23 protein-coding genes and 6 tRNA genes are annotated in these 23,613 nt (G+C 39.1%); 5 read left to right on the forward strand and 24 right to left on the reverse strand.

Annotated features, from left to right (window positions below):
• Nucleotides 1-93: 93 nt before the first annotated feature.
• Nucleotides 94-1,947, reverse strand: a complete 1,854-nt coding sequence (locus RICGR_RS03595) for a transglycosylase SLT domain-containing protein (protein WP_006035975.1) — start codon at nucleotides 1,945-1,947, stop codon at nucleotides 94-96.
• Nucleotides 1,948-1,970: 23 nt separating this feature from the next.
• On the opposite strand from RICGR_RS03595, the gene RICGR_RS03600 reads away from it, so the two are divergent.
• Nucleotides 1,971-3,170, forward strand: a complete 1,200-nt coding sequence (locus RICGR_RS03600; protein ID WP_240992214.1) for a DNA recombination protein RmuC — start codon at nucleotides 1,971-1,973, stop codon at nucleotides 3,168-3,170.
• 126 nt (nucleotides 3,171-3,296) lie between these two features.
• Here the strand turns inward: RICGR_RS03600 and RICGR_RS03605 are convergent, their stop codons facing one another.
• From RICGR_RS03605 to RICGR_RS03680, 16 genes are all read right to left on the reverse strand, one after another.
• Entirely contained in the window at nucleotides 3,297-3,521 is a 225-nt protein-coding gene (locus tag RICGR_RS03605; RefSeq protein WP_006035834.1) for a DUF378 domain-containing protein, read from the reverse strand.
• A gap of 145 nt (nucleotides 3,522-3,666) precedes the next feature.
• Nucleotides 3,667-4,113, reverse strand: a complete 447-nt coding sequence (locus RICGR_RS03610; protein ID WP_006035046.1) for a universal stress protein — start codon at nucleotides 4,111-4,113, stop codon at nucleotides 3,667-3,669.
• A 125-nt stretch (nucleotides 4,114-4,238) separates the two neighbouring features.
• A tRNA-Pro gene (locus tag RICGR_RS03615) sits at nucleotides 4,239-4,315 on the reverse strand.
• Nucleotides 4,316-4,392: 77 nt separating this feature from the next.
• Nucleotides 4,393-4,701, reverse strand: coding sequence for an integration host factor subunit alpha (locus RICGR_RS03620; protein ID WP_006034897.1), 309 nt, complete (start codon nucleotides 4,699-4,701; stop codon nucleotides 4,393-4,395).
• Nucleotides 4,702-4,708: 7 nt separating this feature from the next.
• Nucleotides 4,709-7,078, reverse strand: a complete 2,370-nt coding sequence (pheT, locus tag RICGR_RS03625) for a phenylalanine--tRNA ligase subunit beta (RefSeq protein ID WP_006035634.1) — start codon at nucleotides 7,076-7,078, stop codon at nucleotides 4,709-4,711.
• A 1-nt stretch (nucleotide 7,079) separates the two neighbouring features.
• A complete protein-coding gene (gene pheS / locus RICGR_RS03630; RefSeq protein ID WP_006034650.1) occupies nucleotides 7,080-8,105 on the reverse strand; it encodes a phenylalanine--tRNA ligase subunit alpha in 1,026 nt (341 codons plus the stop codon).
• A gap of 55 nt (nucleotides 8,106-8,160) precedes the next feature.
• Nucleotides 8,161-8,352: a Trm112 family protein gene (locus tag RICGR_RS03635; RefSeq protein WP_006035441.1), complete on the reverse strand. Its 192-nt coding sequence runs from the start codon at nucleotides 8,350-8,352 to the stop codon at nucleotides 8,161-8,163.
• The gene (gene tsaB, locus RICGR_RS03640) at nucleotides 8,345-9,043 is read right to left on the reverse strand and encodes a tRNA (adenosine(37)-N6)-threonylcarbamoyltransferase complex dimerization subunit type 1 TsaB (RefSeq protein WP_006035019.1); all 699 of its coding nucleotides are present in this window, start codon (nucleotides 9,041-9,043) and stop codon (nucleotides 8,345-8,347) included. The genes RICGR_RS03635 and tsaB overlap by 8 nt, the downstream gene beginning before the upstream one ends.
• A 119-nt stretch (nucleotides 9,044-9,162) precedes the next feature.
• The gene (locus tag RICGR_RS03645; RefSeq protein ID WP_006035736.1) at nucleotides 9,163-10,836 is read right to left on the reverse strand and encodes a hypothetical protein; all 1,674 of its coding nucleotides are present in this window, start codon (nucleotides 10,834-10,836) and stop codon (nucleotides 9,163-9,165) included.
• 87 nt (nucleotides 10,837-10,923) lie between these two features.
• Nucleotides 10,924-11,247 carry a ferredoxin FdxA gene (gene fdxA, locus RICGR_RS03650; protein ID WP_040615469.1) on the reverse strand — a complete coding sequence of 108 codons (324 nt, stop codon included), beginning with the start codon at nucleotides 11,245-11,247 and terminating at the stop codon, nucleotides 10,924-10,926.
• 53 nt (nucleotides 11,248-11,300) lie between these two features.
• Nucleotides 11,301-11,386: transfer RNA gene (locus RICGR_RS03655), tRNA-Leu, on the reverse strand.
• A 20-nt stretch (nucleotides 11,387-11,406) separates the two neighbouring features.
• Nucleotides 11,407-11,480: transfer RNA gene (locus tag RICGR_RS03660), tRNA-Cys, on the reverse strand.
• A gap of 126 nt (nucleotides 11,481-11,606) precedes the next feature.
• Nucleotides 11,607-11,682: transfer RNA gene (locus tag RICGR_RS03665), tRNA-Gly, on the reverse strand.
• Between the two features lie 37 nt (nucleotides 11,683-11,719).
• Entirely contained in the window at nucleotides 11,720-12,268 is a 549-nt protein-coding gene (gene pgsA / locus RICGR_RS03670; protein ID WP_006035351.1) for a CDP-diacylglycerol--glycerol-3-phosphate 3-phosphatidyltransferase, read from the reverse strand.
• Between the two features lie 109 nt (nucleotides 12,269-12,377).
• Nucleotides 12,378-14,204 carry an excinuclease ABC subunit UvrC gene (gene uvrC / locus RICGR_RS03675; RefSeq protein WP_006034882.1) on the reverse strand — a complete coding sequence of 609 codons (1,827 nt, stop codon included), beginning with the start codon at nucleotides 14,202-14,204 and terminating at the stop codon, nucleotides 12,378-12,380.
• Between the two features lie 182 nt (nucleotides 14,205-14,386).
• Nucleotides 14,387-14,686 carry a hypothetical protein gene (locus tag RICGR_RS03680; protein ID WP_040615153.1) on the reverse strand — a complete coding sequence of 100 codons (300 nt, stop codon included), beginning with the start codon at nucleotides 14,684-14,686 and terminating at the stop codon, nucleotides 14,387-14,389.
• Between the two features lie 302 nt (nucleotides 14,687-14,988).
• On the opposite strand from RICGR_RS03680, the gene RICGR_RS03685 reads away from it, so the two are divergent.
• Nucleotides 14,989-15,843, forward strand: a complete 855-nt coding sequence (locus RICGR_RS03685; RefSeq protein WP_006035933.1) for a hypothetical protein — start codon at nucleotides 14,989-14,991, stop codon at nucleotides 15,841-15,843.
• On the opposite strand, the gene uvrY is transcribed toward RICGR_RS03685, so the two are convergent.
• From uvrY to RICGR_RS03720, 7 genes are all read right to left on the reverse strand, one after another.
• Nucleotides 15,840-16,517: a UvrY/SirA/GacA family response regulator transcription factor gene (uvrY, locus tag RICGR_RS03690; RefSeq protein WP_006035331.1), complete on the reverse strand. Its 678-nt coding sequence runs from the start codon at nucleotides 16,515-16,517 to the stop codon at nucleotides 15,840-15,842. The two genes, RICGR_RS03685 and uvrY, sit on opposite strands and share 4 nt — an antisense overlap.
• 34 nt (nucleotides 16,518-16,551) lie before the next feature.
• A tRNA-Ser gene (locus tag RICGR_RS03695) sits at nucleotides 16,552-16,641 on the reverse strand.
• A gap of 344 nt (nucleotides 16,642-16,985) precedes the next feature.
• Entirely contained in the window at nucleotides 16,986-17,468 is a 483-nt protein-coding gene (gene tadA, locus RICGR_RS03700; protein WP_006034758.1) for a tRNA adenosine(34) deaminase TadA, read from the reverse strand.
• Between the two features lie 86 nt (nucleotides 17,469-17,554).
• Nucleotides 17,555-17,788, reverse strand: coding sequence for a hypothetical protein (locus RICGR_RS03705; RefSeq protein ID WP_006035363.1), 234 nt, complete (start codon nucleotides 17,786-17,788; stop codon nucleotides 17,555-17,557).
• A gap of 113 nt (nucleotides 17,789-17,901) precedes the next feature.
• A complete protein-coding gene (gene rlmB, locus RICGR_RS03710) occupies nucleotides 17,902-18,663 on the reverse strand; it encodes a 23S rRNA (guanosine(2251)-2'-O)-methyltransferase RlmB (protein ID WP_006034806.1) in 762 nt (253 codons plus the stop codon).
• Nucleotides 18,664-18,709: 46 nt separating this feature from the next.
• Entirely contained in the window at nucleotides 18,710-20,932 is a 2,223-nt protein-coding gene (gene rnr / locus RICGR_RS03715) for a ribonuclease R (RefSeq protein WP_006035405.1), read from the reverse strand.
• A gap of 239 nt (nucleotides 20,933-21,171) precedes the next feature.
• Nucleotides 21,172-21,897: a 16S rRNA (uracil(1498)-N(3))-methyltransferase gene (locus RICGR_RS03720; protein WP_006035571.1), complete on the reverse strand. Its 726-nt coding sequence runs from the start codon at nucleotides 21,895-21,897 to the stop codon at nucleotides 21,172-21,174.
• A gap of 97 nt (nucleotides 21,898-21,994) precedes the next feature.
• Here RICGR_RS03720 and lolB point away from each other — a divergent pair, with 97 nt between their 5' ends.
• The 3 genes from lolB to RICGR_RS03730 all read left to right on the forward strand — a co-directional run bounded on the left by lolB (nucleotide 21,995) and on the right by RICGR_RS03730 (nucleotide 23,593).
• Complete coding sequence (gene lolB, locus RICGR_RS07480) at nucleotides 21,995-22,660, forward strand: lipoprotein insertase outer membrane protein LolB (RefSeq protein WP_006034887.1); 666 nt, start codon at nucleotides 21,995-21,997, stop codon at nucleotides 22,658-22,660.
• 3 nt (nucleotides 22,661-22,663) lie between these two features.
• On the forward strand, nucleotides 22,664-23,539 hold the full coding sequence (gene ispE / locus RICGR_RS07690) for a 4-(cytidine 5'-diphospho)-2-C-methyl-D-erythritol kinase (RefSeq protein ID WP_006035475.1): 876 nt from the start codon (nucleotides 22,664-22,666) through the stop codon (nucleotides 23,537-23,539).
• Nucleotides 23,519-23,593, forward strand: a tRNA-Gln gene (locus RICGR_RS03730). Before ispE ends, RICGR_RS03730 begins: the two co-directional genes overlap by 21 nt.
• The last annotated feature ends 20 nt before the right edge of the window (nucleotides 23,594-23,613 follow it).

The raw sequence follows: 23,613 nt of genomic DNA on the forward strand, positions 1-23,613 counted from the left end.
AGGAAAAACAAGCCAATAACTTGTTTTTCTTTATCTATCATCTTTCATAAAGATCAAAGTCAGTTTTTTGGGATACCTTTCCTCTATTACTTTTTAAATTTGGTTATAGATAGTACGTGCTAAGTGTACCCCTTTTACATAATCACGTGTTTCCTTCCACGGTAAAATTTCTACCCAAACATCCTTCGGTAAACGCTGATACAAGTCTTGATAGTGTTTAATTCGATGCGGGCCTACATTATACGAGGCGGTCGCTAAGAGCGCATCACCTTCAAATAAATTTAATAATTCTCTTAAATAAATACTTCCTAAACGAATGTTCTGATAAGGATCGAGTAAATCAACAGGATGTAAATCAAGATTACGTGCTAATTGACGACCCGTATTCGGCATAATTTGCATTAAACCTAATGCACCCGCACTGGATTTAGCATTCCACATAAAGGCACTTTCTTGTCGCATAATCGCCCATACCCACGCTGAATTTAAATGGGTTTTTCGCGCTGCAATGAGAACCGAATGCCGATAAGCAAAAGGAAAACGTAATCGAATATCATTATGAATGTTCGCTTTACGGGCACCCAAAATAGCTAAATCATACCAGCCCCATTGTTTTGCCAATTGGGCAGCCGCTTGACGCGCAGGAATACTCAAATTATCCAATGCCCATAACCATTCCTGGCGCGCTTCACCCACAAAACCTAAAGCCAGCAATTCTTTAGCACGCTGCAACCCTAAATTATTAAATAACGCAACACGATCTCCTTTTATGCAAGACTGTGCAGGGTGATAATTTAAATTCAATCGCCCACTTGCCAGCACGCCATAATAATCAACCTCTTTGGCTAAACGCGTGTAAATAGTCCGCGCTGCATCAAGATGATGCGTTTCTGCTAATGCCCTCGCTCGCCAATAGCGCCAACAGGGTTGCTGTTGTTCTTTCTGCGATAAATGATTTATCCAATACAGCACATTTTCCCATTGTCCCGTGAGTAAACTATTTCGTATACGCCATTCTCGTAATGTGGTATCCGCATACGCAGGTTTAATTTTTTTTAACCAGTAATCAGCGTTGTAATCTGCGCGTCTTGCTAAACTAACGGCTAAATCGGCCCATATTTGCTGTTTTTCTGCTTCCTTGAAGGAGTAGATTTGGTTCATTTTAAACCAGTTTTCAGCCAACGCGATGGGATTTTTTTTAGCTAACCGTTTCATTCCAAACAATACGATTTTTCGATCAATCGGATTATCCACATTGAATTGGTAAGGTTTTATAATGAGTAAAGGATAGCGGTACACGTGATACCAACGTTTCACGTAACGACGCTCAGCGGGAGATAGAAATTGAGCAATCTCCTGGAAAACGCGTTGATTATTTTTACTCAATGCGTGTTCTAATTTTTGCCAAATTAATTTCGAATTCAAACCGCCTAATTGTTCCCAACGATTAAACACTTGACGGCATGCATGTGGCGGGGAATGAAGCTGTAACCAAAGACTTGATATTTTTTTGAAAGCAACGGATGGTTTCTGTTGAGTCGCTAATAACGATTGAAGGTAATAACATTGTAAAGAGGTTCCATAACGCGGTTGATAATAATCCATGAAATGATTCCAATCGTGCTTTCGCGCTAAATAAGTTAACCAATCTGCACGTAATTTTACCGCTAAGGGTGTATCATGGTAGCTTTTCAAAAAAGCGTCCACTTCGTCGCTATTGACAGAAGACCCTTGTTTTTTTAATTTGATAAAAAGTAAGTAGGGATATAAAGGATAATCTTTCAGTTTAACTTTTAAAACTGAGAATTGCTGATACTGTTGATTCATGAGCAATTGTCTTGCTTGCCAAAATAGTTTTCGTTGCTGTGTTATTTTAGTTTCAGCATCAACGGAGCAAGGTACTAATAATAAACTCAGCAAAAAAACAGTGATTTTTAGCATTTCCATAACCTATTCAAACGTAGGAAAGAATGATGCCTCTTTATTTTATATATATCACTTTAGCGTTGCTTACCAGCTTGGTCGGTTTTATGCTCTTGCATTTTTACAAATTAGAACGACAACATGACAAATTAACTCAAATGGAAAGTCGTTGGATAGATATCAACCGTTTACTCAATCAATTGCACGATGCGCGTGTTCTTGATCAGCGTCATGCTGCTGCGAATAAGGAGCAACTATTATTTGAACTGAATACTTATCGACAAGAATTTGATCGACATCAATTAAATAGCTTAAAATTATTACAAGATAGCTTGCAACACGGTTTGCAACAGATCGGTCAACGTATGGATAAATTAACGGAAAATACACAAGAAAAACTACTACTGATTAGCGGTCAAGTTGAAAAACGTCTATTTGATGGTTTTGCACAAACCACTGCCACATTTGCAGATGTCGTTAAGCGGCTGTCGTTAATTGATGAAGCACAAAAACGCATTACGGAACTTTCGAGTAACGTGGTGAGTTTGCAGCATATTCTCGCTGACAAACGTTCTCGTGGTGTTTTTGGTGAAATACAGCTTCATGCTTTAATCGAAAATGCATTACCTGCTAAAAATTATAGCTTGCAACATACGTTAAGCAATGGTAAACGAGTCGATTGTCTATTATTGTTGCCCGAACCAACCGGTAGTATTGCCATCGATGCTAAATTTCCATTAGAAGGTTTTCGAAAATTAACCGAAATAGAGCTATCGAAAAATGAACAACGCGCAGCAGCAGCGCAGTTTCGTCAAGATATTCGCCATCATATCCATGCAGTAGCCAGTAAATATATTGTTCCCGGTGAAACGGCAGAAAGCGCGTTGTTATTTATTCCTGCTGAAGCTGTTTTTGCTGAAATTCACGCTCATTATTACGATTTAGTGGAAGAAGCACAACGCCATCGCGTCTGGTTAGTCTCACCCACAACGATGATGGCCGTGCTCACCACCACATGTGCTATTTTAAAAGATGCAGCAACCCGTGAACAAATCCATTTAATTCAAGAACACCTTGGCGTTTTAGCAAAAGATTTTTCACGATTTAAACAACGGATGGATCATTTATTTCGTCATATTCAAAAAGCGTATACCGATATCCAAGAGGCTAAAACTTCTGCAGATAAAATCACTTCTCGGTTTGAAAAAATAGAAAAAGTAGAGCTCAGCACTGATTTATTACAATGATGTGTGTTGGGGTTCTTAATTGGTTATGGGATAAAATTTATATTTAAATTAAAAAAAATAACGACATTAAAAGCCAAAACGTAAACGGACCCCCGTACAAGACGGGGGCGTCTGAGTCACAAAAATTTAAGGTACTGAAACATGCTTTTTGCAACAACTAATAGCACGCACAAGCACATAGATAGCACTTAACCCGACGATAATATAAATAATTCTTGCAATAGGGCTATAGTCTCCAAAGATACCGGTAATTAAATCAAAATGGAATAAACCGACTAAACCCCAGTTTAAACCACCGATAAATAAGATAATTAATGCAATCCAGTCTAAAACGCTTGGACTTTTGAACATAAATACTCCTTTATTTAAGCAAGTGAAATCACATACTGCAGTAAACGTTTTATTTTTGGCTCATTTTTTCAGCAATACTCCCTTACTGTAGCTCAAAAATTTAAGATAAACAAATTCTGCCATCGGGTAGAAAACATAACGGATTTTACGCTTTTAATTCAGGTATTTTTACCACTAACGCGTCACATGATAAATGATGAATAACCGCACTGGCCGTCGAACCAAATAAAATACCAATACCATGTCGTCCATGGCTACCAATAATAATTAAATCCGTTTTTAATTCTTTCATCTTATCGAGTATAACAATTTTAGGTGATCCCACTTCGACATATTGTTGCTTAACCGATATATCAAATTTTTTTGAAACGTCTGCTAATTGTTTTTTTGCTTCTGAAAGCATTTCACCTTCTAAGTCAATCACTGCAGGATAGGCTTGTGCAACGCCATAGGCATTAATATGCTCCACAGCATGAATCACTGATAGTCGGCCCTGCCCTTCCTTCACGAAAGCATGCGCGCGTTTTAATATAATTTCGTCACAGGTTGGATGCAAATCTATTGCAACTAAGATATTTTTGTAAATAGACATTGTTTTATCTCCTCATTTTTAAACAACAGCGTTATTCCATTTTATCCTACACTAAGCACGAAAAGATAAACAACAATGATAGGGATAGACGTTCAATTTTAATCCAACAAAATCCAAAATCCTTTTGGTCGGGGCGACTGGATTTGAACCAGCGACCACCTACACCCCATGCAGGTGCGCTACCAGGCTGCGCTACGCCCCGAAGATCGCACATTGTAATGTCAATGGTGCTGACTTGGCAACTCTCCATTAACCTAACCCGTTACTTATAAACGAAAATTACATAAAATTTTTAAATTTTTGTTTCTTTAATTTCATTTTTAATTTTTGGCTGGCTTGAAACAAAACAACATTTCGTGAAGATACTTGTGTAGTGACACCCGTTTGGGGATTCCGGCCCGGCCGTTCTTTCTTCAGACGTCTGCGAAAACGACCTAAGCCAGAAATTTTCACGGATTCCCCCTGCTCTAAAGCGAACATAATCTGCTCAAAAAAAGCATCGACCAACTTGTTTGCGACAAGGCGGCTCAAACTGGATTCTTGTTGTCTTAAACTGTGAATTAAATCAGCTTTGGTTAACACGGTCATAATCCATCTATTCCCTTAATTGAACGGTAAAGTTATTTTTTAAATCGCTAATAACCACTTTCATTAAATGATCCACTTCAGCATCAGTCAACGTCCGTGTAGGATGTTGCCAACATAACGCCAAGGCGAGGCTACGTTTTTCTGATTCTTGCTCGTTAACATAAACGTCAAAGAAAAATGATCGATACAGATATGGGCCTGCATGCTGGTTTACGGACTGCAAAATAGTTTGGGCAGCGTATTTTTTATCAACCCAAAATGAGATATCCCGTCTGACCATGGGAAATTTCGAATAGGATTTAAAATGTGGTAACGGCCGTTCAGTGATTGCTGAAATCTCAAGTTCAATGCAAAAAAGAGGTCCAGTGAGATGTAGTTCTGTGATAAGTCGAGGATGTAATGCACCAAAATAACCCACCACCTCATCATCCACGTGTAAATTGCACGATAGTCCAGGATGTAATGCGGGGTGCGTTCCGGGCATAAAATGGATATTCTTTTTAGCAAGGCTTGCCAGCGCTTCTACATCGGATTTAACGGTAAAAAAATCTAAAGGGGTATTTGCAACACCCCATTGTTCGGGTAATTGTTGACCACTTGCAACCGTCGCTAAATATTCCTTTTGTACAAGCGTCCCTTCGTGATAATAAAAACAAAGACCCGTTTCAAATAAACGAACACGAGAGTGTTGGCGTTGCTGATTATAACGCAACGTATTCAGCAACCCTGGCCACAAACTTGACCGCATAGCAGCAAACTCATTGGACAGTGGATTCAATAAGTTTAACGTCTCTTTTTGGGGGGTTAAAATTTTTTGTAGCCTGCTTGCTGTAAAACTATAATTGATCACTTCATGATACGCTCTATCAATCAATAGGTCATGGATGCGTGTTCGTGAAAGTTGGGTTTCTGGTTCTACATGAAATTTTAAAGAACTATTCGGCAATGTGACTGGGATTCGTTGATAACCATGGATACGTGCGAGTTCTTCAAGAAAATCAACTTCAAGTGAAAGATCAAAACGCCACGTCGGCGGTATTAACTGCCATGTTTGGCCGTCAATCGATTGAATTTTAATTCCTAAGCGATTAAAAATCGCTTTTATTTTTTCTTCATTTAACGAAAGTCCTATTCGTTTTTTCAATTGCGTTGGATGAAATTTTATCGCTTCTATGGATTTGATAGGTGATTTGACGTGCACACGTGGTCCTATTTCTCCTCCCACTATTTCACTTATCAATTGCGTCGCGCGTTCTAAAGCAGGCAAAGTCATTGCTGGATCAACACCGCGTTCAAAACGATACGCTGAATCCGTATTCAACCCATAATATCGCGCTCGTCCAGCTAGACTCTCCGGCGTAAAAAAAGCACTTTCCAAAAAAACATGCTGAGTTTCTGAAGTCACGGCTGAATCGGCTGCTCCCATGATTCCTGCAAGGGCTAGAATTTTACGCTTATCTGCAATAACGATACTTTTGGAATCTAAACGAACTGTTTTACCATCTAATAAATGGACTGACTCTTCCGATTGCGCATAACGCACACACACTTCGTCGTTTATGTGTGTTAAATCAAATGCATGTAATGGCTGCCCCAGCTCTAACATCACATAATTGGTGACATCCACGACGGGATGAATTCGTCGTATACCACTACGACGTAAACGTTCTTGCATCCATAACGGTGTTTGGGCTTGTGAATGGATGTTACGAATTATTCTCCCCGAATAATGGAGACACGCGTGTGTGGCCATGACGTTGAGCGGCATTTTATCCTTTATTACAACAGACTGTTCAGCAATAGGCAGTCTTACCATGGGTTGTTGCGTCATGGCCGATATATCCCGTGCTAACCCTTGGACACTTAAACAATCACCACGATTTGGTGTTAAATGAATATCCAAAATATAATCATTTAATTGTAAATAATCATAAATCGCTTGACCCAGTGGCGCATCGCTGGCTAATTCTAAAATTCCATCATCGGTCGATACCTCTTCAAGTCCGAGTTCATGACTTGAACAAAGCATACCCTGTGAAATAACCCCTCGAATAGTTGTTTCTTTTATTGATTTATTCGGTGGTAAATGAGCGCCTATTTGAGCAACAGCGACTTTTAACCCTGCTCGACAATTTTTAGCGCCGCACACAATGTGCAATATCTTAGCGCCTATATCCACCTCACATACTTGCAAACGCGAAGCATTCGGATGGGGTAATGTGCTGACGATGAGACCCACCACAACATGACTCAATGATCCAGCAACGGGATGGACGGCGGCAACCTCTAAACCGGCCAAGGTCATTTGTTCAGTCAATTGTTGAGTACTTAGCGCAGGATTTACCCATGCCCGTAACCAATGTTCACTCAATTTCATATTAAAATTGCTCTAAAAAGCGTAAATCATTTTCAAACATCAAACGCAAATCTGGAATCTGGTAACGTAATAAGGCCAAGCGATCAATACCCATCCCGAATGCATAACCTTGACAGTTATCGGGCTGCAAACCCATTTTTGTTAATACATGAGGATGCACCAACCCGCAACCAAGGATTTCTAGCCATCCTGTTTGACTACACACACGACAGCCTTCGCCACCGCACATCACACAGTGAATATCCACTTCAGCAGAAGGTTCTGTAAATGGGAAATAAGCCGCACGAAAGCGAATCGCAAGATCATTTTTTTCAAAAAATTGCTGTAAAAATTGGGTTAATAATCCTTTAAGCTCAGAAAAATTTGCAGTTTCATCGATAAGTAAACCCTCAACTTGATGAAACATCGGTGTATGGGTCACATCAGAATCACAACGATAAACACGACCGGGCGCTATCATTTTTACAGGGAGCTTTGCCTGTTGATTTTGCATCGCCCGTATTTGAACGGGAGAGGTATGCGTGCGTAACAATAAGCCATTGGGAAAATAAAATGTATCATGCAACGCACGCGCGGGGTGATTGCTTGGAATATTTAATGCTTCAAAATTATAATAGTCGTCTTCTATTTCAGGACCTTCCGTTACAGTAAATCCGATTCCCTTGAAAAAACGTTCAATCCTCTCGCGAGTCCGTGTCACAGGATGTAAGCTGCCCATCGATTGACCACGACCTGCTAACGTTACATCCACTTTTTCGCGCATCAATTGTGCATTGATTTCTTGGTTTATTAATAATTCATTTTGCGCTTTCAGCAAGGCTTCTATTCGTTGTTTTGCTTGGTTAATGGCTTGACCGACTTTAGGTTTTTCAGCGACGGGTAATTGCGCTAATCTTTTAAGATGCTCATTTAAAACGCTTTTTTTACCTAAAAGTGAACTTCGCAATTGCTCTAATTCAAATGATCGCTTCGCTTGAGCAATGGATTGTTCTGCTTTTTCAATAAGTTGTTGTAAATCATCTCTCATAATGCGTTAACCTTTTCTCTTGAATGTGATAGAACGATCCTTCATCCTCATCCTGTTATTCACTTAATCGGTCATATTCTTCTAATGATATCTTTCTTGCTTCGTGCGCTAACATCACAGGAATTTCATCTCGAATAGGGTAAGCTAAACGATCAAAACGACAAATAAGCTCTTGTGCTGATTTTTCATAAACAAGACTTGCTTTACATAATGGGCAAACAAGTATACTAAGCAAATATTTATCCATCGAAACCTCGTTGTTGAGCCACTGTTTCTCTTAAATAAGTCGGTAATGCTTCACCCGCTGTTACCGTTTCGCCCTGATGGTAGGCGTGGGTTGCCAGTATGGCAGCATCATACGCCCTAGGATAGCGTTGTGGGTACCATTGCTGCAACCGGTTATTGAATTGTTTTTTAAACAATGCATGATAGCGATCCCAGCCACTTCCTACACCGACAAAGTCTGTTAAATCGGTATGGGCTTCTTGAGGTAAGCCTAATTGTTCAGATCCACTGGCCTGCATAAGGGATGTTTCAGGATTTAACCGATAGGATGCAAAAAAAACTTCCTGTAAATGGGCATCAATGGCTGCAAACACTTGTTTCGCTTGTTTTTCCCGATAAGTGCCTTGTGCCAAACAATGCAAACTGGACACTAAAACCACCGGTAAATCCGCGGAAAAAGCACTGGCTTGAATAATACTTGCGGCAAGACGTATGCCTGTAAAACTCCCTGGCCCTCGCGTAAACGCTAATGCATCGAGATCATTGAGTTTAAGGGACGCCTCCTCGAGCAAAGATTGCATCATGGGTAAAATCAGTTGTGTATGTGTGCGCGCTGCAAATCGATAACGTTCCTCTACCCTGCCCTGACACATCAATGCGGCTGAACACGCTTCTGTAGAGGTATCAATCGCTAATAAAGTGATGGATTTCATTTTAATTTCATCCAAATATATTATTTTTCTAATAGATTTTGATCAATTTTTTCGGTCGGCTCAACATCCTTGAGTTATTTATTTCTAGCAAGTACAGCATTGTATTATTTTTCAAAAACTTAACCCCTGTGCGTAAGCGCGGATGACCCAGAAACAAAAAATTCACTTGGTGTATCATGAGGTCGATGATTAAAAAAACCCGATCGAAAGGGAACCACGTTATTTGCACAAGGATAGGAATTGTAATAAGTTTCATGGGTCGAAAATTGATTTAAATACTGCATAAAGGTCAGTCTTTTCGCCAGTGTCATTGAGGCATAAGGATGAAAAAAAATGAATCCCTGTTCGACCATCACTAACAATTCTTGCGCTCTCGCCGGATCGCTCGTTATTGCCAACCAGAGTTCTTCACTCATCCCTCGCGTCGTTAAGAGTTTTTTCCACGACAAATGATTAATTCTTAGTTGTATAGGCTGTTCGCTTGAAAATAAAGCGTCCGCATAGTGGGCTGCATTTTTAGCCAGTATTTTTAATGCATTAATACAACGTGGGTCTCTATAACCGAAACCCGTTGCCACGAAGTCGATTAACATTTGGTAAACTGCTTTATAATGATCCGGTGTTTTATCACTAAATAAAGCATAATGAAGTAAAAAATAAAATGTATCGCCTTCTGCACAACCGATCGGTTCAAATTCATGAACGCCGCTATATAAGCAGATAGGATAAAGGGGATGCTTACCCATCGTATGGGCAAGATAAGTTTTTAAGCGTTTCACGGGGTCAGCGTAATACAGAATATCAGTCAAATCAAAATCATTCGTACATTGCTGGATAGCTTTAAGCCGCTCAATGCTGGATTCGTCGTGAACTGTTTCTGCTAATGTATGTAAATGACGCAATGCCGGAATATAGGTCGCGAAAATATACTCTCTCTCTCGTTTAGATAACATACTGGCCCAAAATATATGGCCGATATCATGGAGCCACATCGGAAAAGGACCGCAACGATATCCATCTGCATTTTTAGGATTAGATAAAACTTGCGGCGCATAGAGTGATACGGGATGAAAATCATTTTCATGCCATTGATATAAACGCTCTAAACTTAAACTACCCAAAATAGGGCGCATACACATGGGTTTTTTATTGAGTGCTTTTAAGCAATAATTGATGAGTGATGAAGAAGGCACGAGATATTGTAGTGTCGGATCATCACCATAATTCGATATATTTTGAATAAACGATATATTATGGATCAATATAAGCATTAAACGATCGGAATCATGCTTGGTCTTCAATAGACTCATGTGATGATCACATTCGGTTTCGATAAGCCATTGTTCGATACGTGGCAATTCAAGCACATACCTTACCAACGATTCAAAATCCAAATAAATATTTATTTTTTCAAAAGAATGCATAACCCCTACTAAATAGCGATAACCTAACGCCGTTATTTTTCCTGATTTAGTGAGGAGCATTATTCTTACTGAATAATTTAACTTGACATCCTGATCGTCTTCACTCAATGATTGCGTCTGCGTATATTGCATTTTTGCAATCAAATAGACGTATGCAGTAATTCCCTGCCAAAAAGGAATCATTTTTTCTTGGATAAGATAAATAAGATATAAGTTACAATCGGTATGATTCCAAATTTTTGCTCGAAAATTTCCTTTGTGAATCGCTTTTTTCAAGCATAATAATTTTTTATCTTTTGGTGTTAAACGGTTAAAAAAATGGGGAATCGTTTTATTCTTTTTAACGAGCTCCAATATATCAGGGTTCATTTTATGATTTTTCCTTGTTATTTAACGACTGAATTGAATTTAAACGAATATCATTCAGGTCGATGTGTGACCTCCTTCGAACAAACGTTATTTTTCCAAATAAACTAACTTATCTTCTTTATCTTTCCATTCATCTGCATCGGGAGGCGGATCTTTCCGGCGTACAATATTGGGCCACTTTTTTGAAAGCTCCTTATTTAAAGCTAAAAATTCCTTATATTTATCAGGTAAATCATCTTCAACGTAAATCGCATTCACCGGACATTCAGGTTCACACAATCCACAATCTATGCATTCGTCGGGATGTATCACCAGCATATTGGGTCCTTCGTAAAAACAATCGACCGGACAGACTTCAACACAATCTGTATATTTACAACGAATACATTTTTCGGTTACTAAAAACGTCATTAATTTCAACAATACACAATAAAATTGATCGATTAAATCTGCTATAAAAAAGCTGGTGCCCGGGGCCGGACTCGAACCGGCACGGTGTTACCACCGAGGGATTTTAAGTCCCTTGCGTCTACCATTTCGCCACCCGGGCAATGGATATTCATCTATTCATGGAGGCTAGGGCCGGAATCGAACCGACGTACACGGCTTTGCAGGCCGCTGCATAACCACTCTGCCACCCAGCCAAACTAAAAATAGTTTTATCACAGGGTACTTTACTCGCCTTATTGTAAACAACCCCTTAAGCGGTTAACACGTTTTTAATTTTTGTATGGATAAAACAGCACTCTAAACTTCACTCATAAAAAATGTGGAGCGGGAAACGAGGCTCGAACTCGCGACCTCAACCTTGGCAAGGTTGCGCTCTACCAACTGAGCTATTCCCGCAAAACGCGGTGATATTGTAACCGCATCAAAATTACTGTCAAGAAGATAAATCATGCCAGGCTGCTTTTAAATATAAACACATACTCCACAATGTTAAAAAAACAGCAAGATAAAGTAATAGGTAACCTGCAAAAGCAAATCCCATCCAAGCGCCGGGTTTGTAAAGTAATAATAAAATGATGGCTAACATCTGCAACGTTGTTTTTATTTTCCCTAACATCGTGACAGCCATCTGTTTACGTTTACCAATTTCAGCCATCCATTCACGCAACGCTGAAACCATAATTTCACGACAACTAATAACAATCGCAGGAATCGCTAAGTAAGGTAAGGCCCGATCGCTCACTAATAATATTAGTGCCGTAATCACCATTAATTTATCCGCCACCGGATCAAGAAAACTGCCTAATTTAGAAACTTGATCCCAACTCCGCGCTAAATACCCATCGAGCCAATCGGTCATGGCTGCAAAAATAAAAATAAGTGCAGCAACGATATGACTTCCTCGAAAAGGTAAGTAAAATAATAAAATAAAAAAGGGAATTAAAAGAATGCGCAAAAAAGTTAATATATTGGGAATACTCATGGAATGTATATACCCTTTGCTAGTCGAATCAAAATTTTTCACGCTTTGGTAATTTTTTAACAATAGAGCTCTAGTTAAGACCACGACATAAATAGTGTAGCGGGTTCATCTAGGCTTTTAAAGCAAAATAAATTTGCTCTGCTAAACGCTTACTAATTCCAGGCACTTTGGCAAGGTCTTCTGCACTCGCGTTTTTCAACGCGTGTAATCCTCCAAATTGACGTAATAATTCACGTCTTCTTTTTGCACCAATCCCTGGAATATCTTCTAAAATAGACGATCGTTGTTTTTTTGATCGAAGACCCCGATGGCCGATAATTGCAAAACGATGCGCTTCATCACGAAGCGTTAAAAGAGCACGCAAAGCGAATGAATCTTCCGGCAAGTGAATCGCTTGAAGGTGATCTGAAAGATATAAACGTTCCAGCCCCGCTCGACGTCCCGGTCCTTTTGCGACACCTATCACTAAAATACCATTAATCTGTAATTCTTCTAAAACCTGTTCCGCTTGCTTTAATTGACCTTTTCCACCATCAATCAAAAGTAAATCAGGTAATTTTTCTTCGTCATTTTTTAAGCGTTTATAACGACGCATCAACGCTTGACGTAATGCAGCATAATCATCTCCGGGGGTAATATTTTCAATATTAAATCGTCGATAATCCATTTTTCGCGGGCCTTCTTGATCAAAAACGACGCAGGATGCAACGGTCGCATCACCTTGTGTGTGACTGACATCAAAACATTCTAACCGTTGTGGTAAATTGTCCAATTGCAACGCGGTTTGTAAATATTCGAGTTGTTTGTAAAAAGCTAATTTATTAGAAAGATGGCGAACTAAAGCTTGCTGCGCATTTTTATCCGCTAAGGTTTGCCACTGTTTCTTTTCACCGGTTGGCCGGCTGAATAGCCGAATCTTATACCCTGCTCGCTCTGATAACGCCGCACTCACCCAATCATTTTCAGCTATTTTTAACGCCAAAATAATTTGAGGCGGAATAAAATGAGAAACCTCAGACTGTAAATAAAATTGACTTATAAATGCGGATAATACATCATCGGCTGCTTGTTTAAACGGCACCTCGGGGAAATAAGTTTTACCGCCCAGTAACCTTCCATGACGTACATTCATAACATATAAACCATAAACTGCATTTTGTTCTGCTAAACCGATAATATCTAGATCACCTTGCCCTGTCGTAATCACTTGTTTTTGTTGAATTTCACGCAATGCCGAAATTTGGTCACGCAAACGAGCTGCTGTTTCATAATCGAATGCGCGCGCTGCGCATTCCATTTGTTGCGCCATGTCATCGATAATAGTTTGATTTTTTCCTTGTAAAAATAATCGTGCATTGTTGACATCACGTTGATAATGTTCTGGTGTAATGAAGCTCACGCAAGGTGCGCTACACCGTTTAATTTGATATTGTAAACAGGGTCTTGTTCGATTACGAAAAAAGCTATCCTTACACGAACGCAGTCTAAATAATTTCTGTAATAAATTTAACGTTTCTCTTACCGCGGCAATACTTGGGAAAGGTCCAAAATAACGGTATTCTTTACAACGTGATCCTCGGTAAAAAGCTAAACGAGGATAACGTTGATGTCTGCTTAAAATAATATAGGGATAACTTTTATCGTCACGTAATAAAATATTATAACGTGGTTTTAATTCCTTAATGAGGTTACTTTCTAACAATAACGCTTGGTTTTCAGTTTCTGTACTCGTGGTTTCAATGGTTACCACCTGACGCATGAGGCAGGCAATACGACGATTTTGCTGTGCTCGAAAATAACTGCCGATACGCTTTTTTAAGTGACGTGCTTTTCCAACATAAAGAACCTGCCCCTCGGCATTTAAAAATAAGTAAACGCCGGGACTTTGGCTTATAAAAGCGAGTTGTTTTCTTAATTTTGCTATGACGACACTCAACGGACACACCTTCACCCTTTTTCATTTAACCAAAAGGTTATATTCCGCATAACTCTTGAACAATTCAAGTGATATAACCGTTTCAATGTTCCATTTGTCAACTATCGAACGAGATTACCCCCGGTTAAACCCGGGGGTAATCTCGTTGACCATAAAATAAACGTATGATGGGATTAAAACCTTTATTTATTAATATTGTCAAAAATTTGTTTCACTGTTTTTAACGCGGGTAAATTAGGAAATTGAGTCGCTAACGCATCCACTAAAACACCGACGCCTTTGAAGCCAGTTTTGCTCGTGGTCTCCTGCTGAGTGAGCGCTTTAGAGATATTGATTTGTTGATTTTGTTGCATTTTGAGCTGTTCTTTAATCATTTGCACTTCTTGACGTAATTGCGCACAACAATCACTCTCCTGTGCCCAAACAGGACTTAATGAAAAAACAAGCAAAAATAATATGACGGCTGGTTTTAATAAAGACATTAAAAAACCTCCTTTAAGTTAAAAAATGGATGAAGGGTAATGGGAGGACGTTTACTGAGAACGTTCATTAACGTATACAAACCCATCTTTTTCAATCCCAGCCAACGAAGCATAGTTCAAAGCCAAAACTTATGCTAAAAAAATAGTTTTTTGTCTTTTTTTTGATTATTTATTGGTCCGTTATAACATTTTTTACCGTATTTTTAACCCCCTGACTATTGACTCCATTTTACTTGTCAGCTTATCCTATAATATGTAAAGTAGGGCTTTTGGGATTTAAATAAAAATAGAGAGGGATTTTTATGCCAAACATACTATTGAAACAAAAAAATGTTTTCATTGTCCCGTTATCCTTATTCATAAAATTTAATAAACACCCTCGAATTAGTATTGATGATCTGTTAAATATAGATGAAGAAAAAGAAGTGTTAAAAAATTTTAGCACACAACTTCAAGCGATTCTTCAATCTCAACTGGTCGCCGATTTTAACTTAGGAAAATATACGTCTCATCAATTTTTAATTGAATTATTAAAATTTATAGGTTTAGCAAAGAATCTTAATGCATCCAATCCCGAAAGAATTGAAATTTTAAAAAATGCAATAAAATCCGCCTGGAATTCTTTAATAGAATTCAATAGCAAATCGAGTGAACTATTCAACACGCTCATTAAACTTATCCACCAAGGAAAATCAATTTACTTTGTTGGTAATACGAATGCACTTCATGCTCAAAAAATTTTATTTAATTTTATTATTTTCCCGTTTAATCAGGTCTATGTCCAATTTTTAGAAAAATTACCTCAAAACATTCCGGCTGAACCGCTCGCTATCAGCACACTTTCTGACACAATAGCCGATCATGTTTTAGCGCAAAATCATGGGACTATCTATCTTTGCTTATCTTACTTTTATGAAGCTTTAATTAAATCGCCTCAAAATTTAATAACGACATTATTTAAACCCGCGCCGTCGAGTTTGCTGTCACAGTTAAAAAACTATTTACATAGTATAGATAAAACGCGTGACGATATTATTTTTGTCACATCTTCAAAAAAATCGATAAATAGAGAATTTGACTTAGATACCATCAAGGAAAAAGATTTTTGCACACTACTCAAAAATTCAGCAACGGCTGTTACTGCATTCACTTCCTAAACCGGAGGGGATTCTTGTGATTTATCGTTATAACCTTCTTCCTCTTCCAGTAAACCATAACGTAACGCAAGGTGGGTTAATTCAACGTCATTATGTACACCTAATTTCTCATACAAACGGTAGCGATACGTATTCACGGTTTTAGGACTTAAACAAAGTTTCTTTGCAATACCATTGACTTTAGTACCGTGTGTCACCATGTACATCACTTGTAGTTCGCGTTCAGAAAGTTGAGCGAAAGGTGATTTGGATGCATCAGAGACCTGACGCAAAGCCATTTTTTGCGCAATTTCTAAAGTAATATAAACTTGGCCAGCAACTACTTTACGGATCGCTGTAATTAACTCTTCAGCGCTGGTATTTTTAGTAATATATCCTGCCGCTCCAGCACGCACTAAGCGATCAGGAAAAGGACCTTCACTAAAGACCGTAACCACAATAATTTTAAGTTTAGAATTAACACGCATTAAACGACGTGTTGCATCTAAGCCGCCGATTCCTGGCATTTTTAAATCCATCAAAACGACATCAGGTTTCGTTTCTTTGACCAAATTAATCGCATCTTCACCATTTTCAGCTTCACCAACGACAGCAATATCACGAACATCCTCCAACAATCGCTTCATACCTAAACGCACCAGCGCATGATCGTCAACGATAACGACGTTAATCATAGAATGCCAACTCCTCTTGTCAATTTCATTTTTTTGGCGGAGGGACAGGGATTCGAACCCTGGAAGGAGTTGCCTCCTTGACGGTTTTCAAGACCGTTGCTTTCAACCACTCAGCCATCCCTCCTACTTTTTAATCTGTAGCTTCTATTTAAACCGCAAAACCATACATTCAAAATTTTTCCTGATCATTCATTCGTCCATCTTTATCATTTTAAAAAAACCAAACGCATCACTCCCATTTTTATCACATCAATTTTTCTGAAAAAACTAACACCACGTGAGTTAACTCTACAAAAACGCGGTAACCATTAATGTAAAATAAGTGTCATGGGTTATATTAGCATAAAGTAATTAGGATGTAGACTATAAACAACCGAGCAAAAAACTGAATAAAATTTTCACTCTTTATTCAACATTGACCCTTTTATAACATAAAAACGTTGAAAGCAGTGACCCAAAAACAAACGCTCACGCTCCATGTCGACAACGTTTGTATTTAAAAAATTGCTTTAATTCTTTTGAACAAGCCTCCGATAAAACACCCTCCGCCACTTCAAAAGAATGATTAAGACCTTTTAAGCGATGTAATTGATGCATGATTGTGCCTAAACGGGCATCGTAGGCACCAAATACAAGACGTTTAATCCTCGCTTGGATCATCGCTCCTACACACATTAAACAAGGTTCTAAAGTAACATACAGTGTGGCATCTAATAAACGATGATTTTTGAGTTGTTTCGCTGTTTCCTGTAACACGACAATTTCAGCATGCGCTGTTGGATCACAACGCGTTAGCGTTTGGTTATAGGCTGTCGCAATCACGTGGTCGTTCCATACTAAAATAGCGCCGATAGGAACTTCATGCGATCGTTTTGCATGCGCAGCCTGATTTAAAGCGAGCTGCATGTAGGCTGTATCACGCTGTGAAACGGCTATCCTATTGCTTAACATGTCTCAATTTATTTTATTTTTTCACTGTCCACGGTACACGGTAAAAGTCATGGGATATAAGGGAGAGCGTAGTAAAAATAAATGATTTATTTTTTACTGCATAACTTACAGTTTTCACAACCACAATGACACGTTTTGTGTGAATGAGAGCAACATAAATATTTGATCAAACCACCCACCGCTAAAATGGGTAGCATAATATCAAAAAAACGAGAAACCATGACGACCGTATCCACAGAATCCGGTTTAGCCAGACTCGCCGCAATAGCCATCAACACCGCAATAATAACGACTATCGCTGGGAAAAATTTACGACACATATCCACAATCTCCTTACAATTTAAATATAAAGTTAGGTTTTATACATCAATTGAACTGTATTGTATATCTATTGCCATTCGCCATGGCGGGTAAATACTACCATAGTTCAATTTTATTGTCTTTGTCTAACGACTTCGAATAAACCAACCCCCGCAGCAACAGAAACATTTAAACTACCGACTGTACCGACCATCGGGATAGCCACCAAATCATCGCAACACACTTTGGTTAAACGACGCAAACCTTTGCCTTCAGCACCCAATACGAGCGCTAATGGACCTGTCAATGGCGCATCATAAATGAGCCGTGTGCCTGATTGATCCAAACCATAACACCATATTCCACACTTTTTCAATCTTTCCAAACACGTTGCTAAATTAGTCACCGTAAAAAGTGAGGTTACTTCAGCAGCACCAGCTGCTGTTTTCTGCACGATAGGTGTCTTATTAACGGCGCGATCTTGTGGAATAATGACGGCGTCTACACCGGCTGCATTCGCAGAACGTAAACAAGCGCCTAAATTATGAGGATCTTGAACACCATCTAATACCAACAAAAAAGGTGGATTCAGGTTATTGTGCAGACGATGATGCAAAAAAATCATTAAATCCTGTTCATTTAACCGTGATGTTTTTTTTATTTTAGCAAACACACCTTGATGAACCGCGTTCGGTGCTATTTCATTGCATTGCACTTTAGACAACGTTCCTATAGGAATACCGTGCAACTTTGCTAGATTTCGAATCGACTGGACTCGTTTATCCTGACGGTCTTCTCGACAATAAAGCGTATCAATTTTCTGTGGTGCTGATTTTAATAAGGCCGTGATCGTGTGAAAACCAAATATAAATTCTTTTTCAGGTTGATTACGCATGGTGAATGCTTTATATCCTCTTAAAAAACATAAGAAAAAGCAAAAATTATTTTCGTTTTTTAACTTTTTTAATTTTTTTGGAAGTTTTTTGAACGGTTGACTCGATTAATTCAAAATCAATTTTACGTTGATCAAGATCAACGCGTCCCACGCGTACGGCTAATCTATCTCCTATACGGTATTTTATTCCAGTCCGTTCGCCTTGCAAACAATGTCGATTCGCATCAAATTGATAATAATCATTATGCAGTGCACTCACATGGACTAAACCTTCCACATAAATATTTTCTAATTCTACAAAAAAACCAAAACCCGTTACATGCGTAATAATACCATTAAAAATTTCGCCCACGCTGTCACGCATATATTCGCATTTTAACCAATCAAGCACTTCACGTGTTGCTTCATCCGCCCGTCTTTCTGTGGTTGAGCAATGTTCACCGAGGCGGACCATCGTAATTTTGTCATAAAAAAAGTTTTGAGGTTTACGTTTCGCGAGCACATGGCGAATTGCGCGATGAACCATTAAATCAGGATAGCGTCGTATAGGTGACGTAAAATGCGTGTAGGCATCAAATGCCAAACCAAAATGTCCCTTATTGTCTGGACTATAAATCGCTTGACTTAACGAACGCAATAATACCGTTTGAATTAAATGCGCATCCGGCCTTTTTTCAATGATTTTTAATAAATGTGAATAATCTTCAGGTTTAACCTGCTGTTTACCGGGAAAACGCAAACCCAATTCAGCCAAAAAACGTTTTAAATCGATTAATTTTTCTGCCACAGGTGGTGCATGAATACGATATAAAATGGGGATTTTAGCTTTGAGTAAGCATTTCGCAGCCGCCACATTGGCAAGAAGCATACATTCCTCAATCATACGATGTGCCACCGTGCGAACGGTTGGAATGATTTGTTCAATCTTTCGATTCGGGCCAAATATAACTTGTGTTTCTGTGGTCTCAAAATCAATGGCTCCGCGTGCTTCACGAACTTGACGTAACAATTGATAAAGGCGATGCAAATTTTGTAGATGGGGAAATAAATTTTTGTAATTTGAGGGCGATTTATTTGCTTCTAGCCAAGCAGAAACGTCATTATAAATTAAACGTGCTTTAGAATGGATCGTTGCCGGATAGAATTTAAATCGTTTCAGTTCACCGTGATTCGAAATGAGCATATCACACACCATGCACAGCCTATCGACGTTAGGTTTTAAAGAGCACAGCTCATTAGAAAGAACCTCTGGGAGCATCGGCAATACACTATTTGGAAAATACACTGAATTTCCACGGGCTTCGGCTTCCTTATCTAATTCACTTTGTGGATTAATATAATAACTCACATCCGCAATGGCTACGATTAAACGCCATTGTTTTTTTTGAGGTTCACAATACACGGCATCGTCAAAATCTTTTGCGTCAGCGCCATCGATTGTTACAAAAGGAAGTGCTTTTAGGTCAATCCGGTCATTTTGTTCGTCATGAGGCAATACATCGGTCGGTAACGCTTCGATTTCTTTTTTTACCGAATCGGGCCAAACATGTGGCAAATTGTAATTCCGGATGGCTATTTCTATTTCTAAGCCAGGCGCCATATGCTCGCCTAATATTTCTGTAATACGACCAATCGCTTGTTGACGAAAACTCGGAAACTGTGTGACTTCAACCACCACAATTTGACCCGAAATCGCTGCATTTGAATCATCAACACTAATTAAAATATCTTGTGTAATCCGGTTATTTGAGGGGACAACAAAAGCGACCCCTTTTTCTTTAAAAAACCGTCCTACCAATGAGGGTGTGTTTCGTTCTAAGACTTCTGTGATAGCACCTTCACGACGATGACGTCTATCTGTTCCAATAACACGTGCTAATACTCTATCACCATGAAAAACACATTGCATTTGTCGTGCGCTTAAGTAGAGATCGTCACTTCCATCATCCGGGACCAAAAAACCAAAACCATCTCGATGACCTATCACTCGACCTCGTACCAAATTCATTTTGTCCGGTAATCCATAACCTTCATGGCGTGTTAATACAATTTGTCCATCCCGTTCCATTGCTCGCAAGCGGCGTCGCAACGCTTCTTGCTGTTCGGAATCCGTTAAGCCCAATTGTTGACTCAATTCTTTGCGCTTAATCAAATGGTCACATTTTTTTAAATAATCTAAAATATACTCACGACTTGGAATCGGGTTATCATATTTACGTGCTTCTCGCGCCGCATGAGGGTCAACAATCGATTTTGATCTTTTTACCATAATTATCACTTGTTAATGCGTTATAATGCCTATGCTTATCCTGTAAATCTTCAAAGTACGCATGAAATAAGTTTAGATATATCATTTGAAAAATCAAAATCACTCCGATGGTAACAAGCATCTGTATCCTTTACATTTTTTTAACAGTCCTATCCTAAACTAAATAGAGTCTTCTGTCGTCCCTGTTCAAAAAACGACCCCATCAAACCTATCGATGCTTAACTGACCCCGTTTTTCGGTCATAAATCACCGTATAAGCCTTGCAATAGACTCATGGCCACCACGCCTGCTGTTTCTGAACGTAATACACGCGGACCCATTTTCATGGCTTGAAACCCCATTTTTTGTGCGCTGTCCAATTCGTTCAGAGACCACCCCCCTTCCGGGCCTATGCATAAAACAACACGCTGACAAAATGGTAAGGAATGAAGCATTTTTTTAGCCGCGGGTTGCAAAATAATACGCGTTTCAGCCTTGAGGGCCATCATAGCGACATCGAAGGTCATTGGATTTTCTAAGATGGGTATCCTTGTTCTTCCAGATTGTTCACACGCCCCACGCATCACTCCTTGCCAATGCACGTAACGTTTTTCCCATCGGTCGGGCGTTAATTTTAAGGTGCTATGTGCCGTTAATAATGGAATAACGTGCGTTACGCCAAGCTCGACAGCTTTTTGCAAGAGATAGTCCATTTTATCCGAGTGGAGTATTGCTTGCACTAAAGTAATTTGCAAAGGTGATTCACGGTTTATTGCATTAAACTCACCGAGCTTCACCCGCGCTGTCGTTTTAATTCGTTCAATAATTGTCGCTTGAAATTCTCCAGCTTGACCATTAAAAATGATACATTCGTCACCCACTTGCAAACGAAGTACGCGAATTAAATGATGTGCCGCCTCTTGAGATAACGAAATAATCTGTCCTGTATTTAAAGCGTGTGCTTGATAGATACGCGTCAGACGCATAAAATGTTTCAATCCTCACTTTTTGAATAGAATTTCGCATTCACACGGTGTAATGTGTTATGCGAATTCGTTATTTTTTAGTGCATAGGAACTTTTAATGTGTAAACACGTCAATTCTAATGCAAAATTTATCGTTTATTGTAAAATTTTTATACAAAAAATTAACATCGTTTTTTTAGCTCTTTTATTAAGTCGCTGCGCAAGCTTTACATTAACTCCTTCAAAACGTTTACAACCCCAACAAGTCAATCACTATCTTCCTTGGTCGCAGCGTAAAACACAACTGAATGCCATTCAAAATTTTTGTGTGGGTGGTCATCTCGCTGCTCATGAAAACATTGGACATGGGGTGAATGCCTCATTTCGTTGGAAACAAATGGGTGATCATTATCAACTCAACTTTTTTGGACCTATACCGACACAAAGCGCCGTACTCATTGGAAATTCACAACACGTCAGCCTCAAAACCGTTCAATACACCTATCAGGCGAAAAATCCGGAACAACTCTTGCAGCATCAACTGGGTTTAAGTTTACCCGTATCCTATTTTTACTATTGGTTACGAGGGCTACCTGCACCACAATTCCGTTATACCATGAATTTAGATGCTTATAATCGTGTCATGCAACTCCGTCAATCGGGTTGGCGAATTGTTTACCGACATTTTACTCATTTTGGCGACATTGATTTACCAGACCAGTTTGATTTGTTCAATGGCCAATGGAAAATCCGCGTTGCACTCAACCATTGGGACATTAAATAACCTATGTACTGGCCAGCGCCTGCTAAACTTAATCTTTTCTTACATCTGACAGGCCGTCAACCCAATCGTTATCATCAATTGCAAACGGTTTTTCAACTCGTTGATTATTGCGATGAATTAAGTTTCACGTTGCGTTCAGATCCTCAAATCAATTGCACCTGTTTATCTTTACTAAATCCTGTCAGCGGTGCAATTATCGCTCATGACGATAATTTAACCATTAAAGCGGCGAAACTATTACAAAATAGATCCGCCAATGTGAAAGGTGTCGATATATTTATTAAAAAACGTATTCCGATTGGCGGTGGTTTAGGTGGAGGAAGTTCTAATTGCGCAACTACGCTTGTGGTATTAAATCATTTATGGAAACTTAAACTTTCCTTCAACGAACTCTTACGGTTAGGTGCGACACTCGGTGCTGATGTGCCTGTATTTATTCAGGGAGAAACCAGTTGGGCTGAAGGGATTGGTGAAAAATTACAAGCGCTTCAATTACCTGAAAAATGGTTTGTTGTGATGGTCCCACCGGTCTCTATTTCGACAACAAAACTTTTTTCACATCCCCAATTGACATACAGCACAACACGCCTCAAAATACAAACCTTTTTAAACGGATCATTCACTACGCAGAATGATTTTGAATACATTGTTCGGCAGGATTATCCTTTGATTGCAGAAGGTTTAGACTTCTTAAATCATTATGCTCCTGCTCGTTTATCAGGGACTGGCGCGAGTATTTTTGCAACACTCGAAACAAAAATAGCCGCTGAAGCATTACTGGAAAAAATTAAAGCACCTTATCGGGGTTTTATATGTAAAGGCTTAACCACGTCGCCTTTACAAGTAATAATGAAAAATTGGGGTGTCGCCAAGTGGTAAGGCACCGGGTTTTGATCTCGGCATTCCTAGGTTCGAATCCTAGCACCCCAGCCAATTTTTTATCTACCTTTTTA

The organism is Rickettsiella grylli (assembly GCF_000168295.1).
Classification (GTDB): Bacteria; Pseudomonadota; Gammaproteobacteria; order Diplorickettsiales; family Diplorickettsiaceae; genus Aquirickettsiella; species Aquirickettsiella grylli.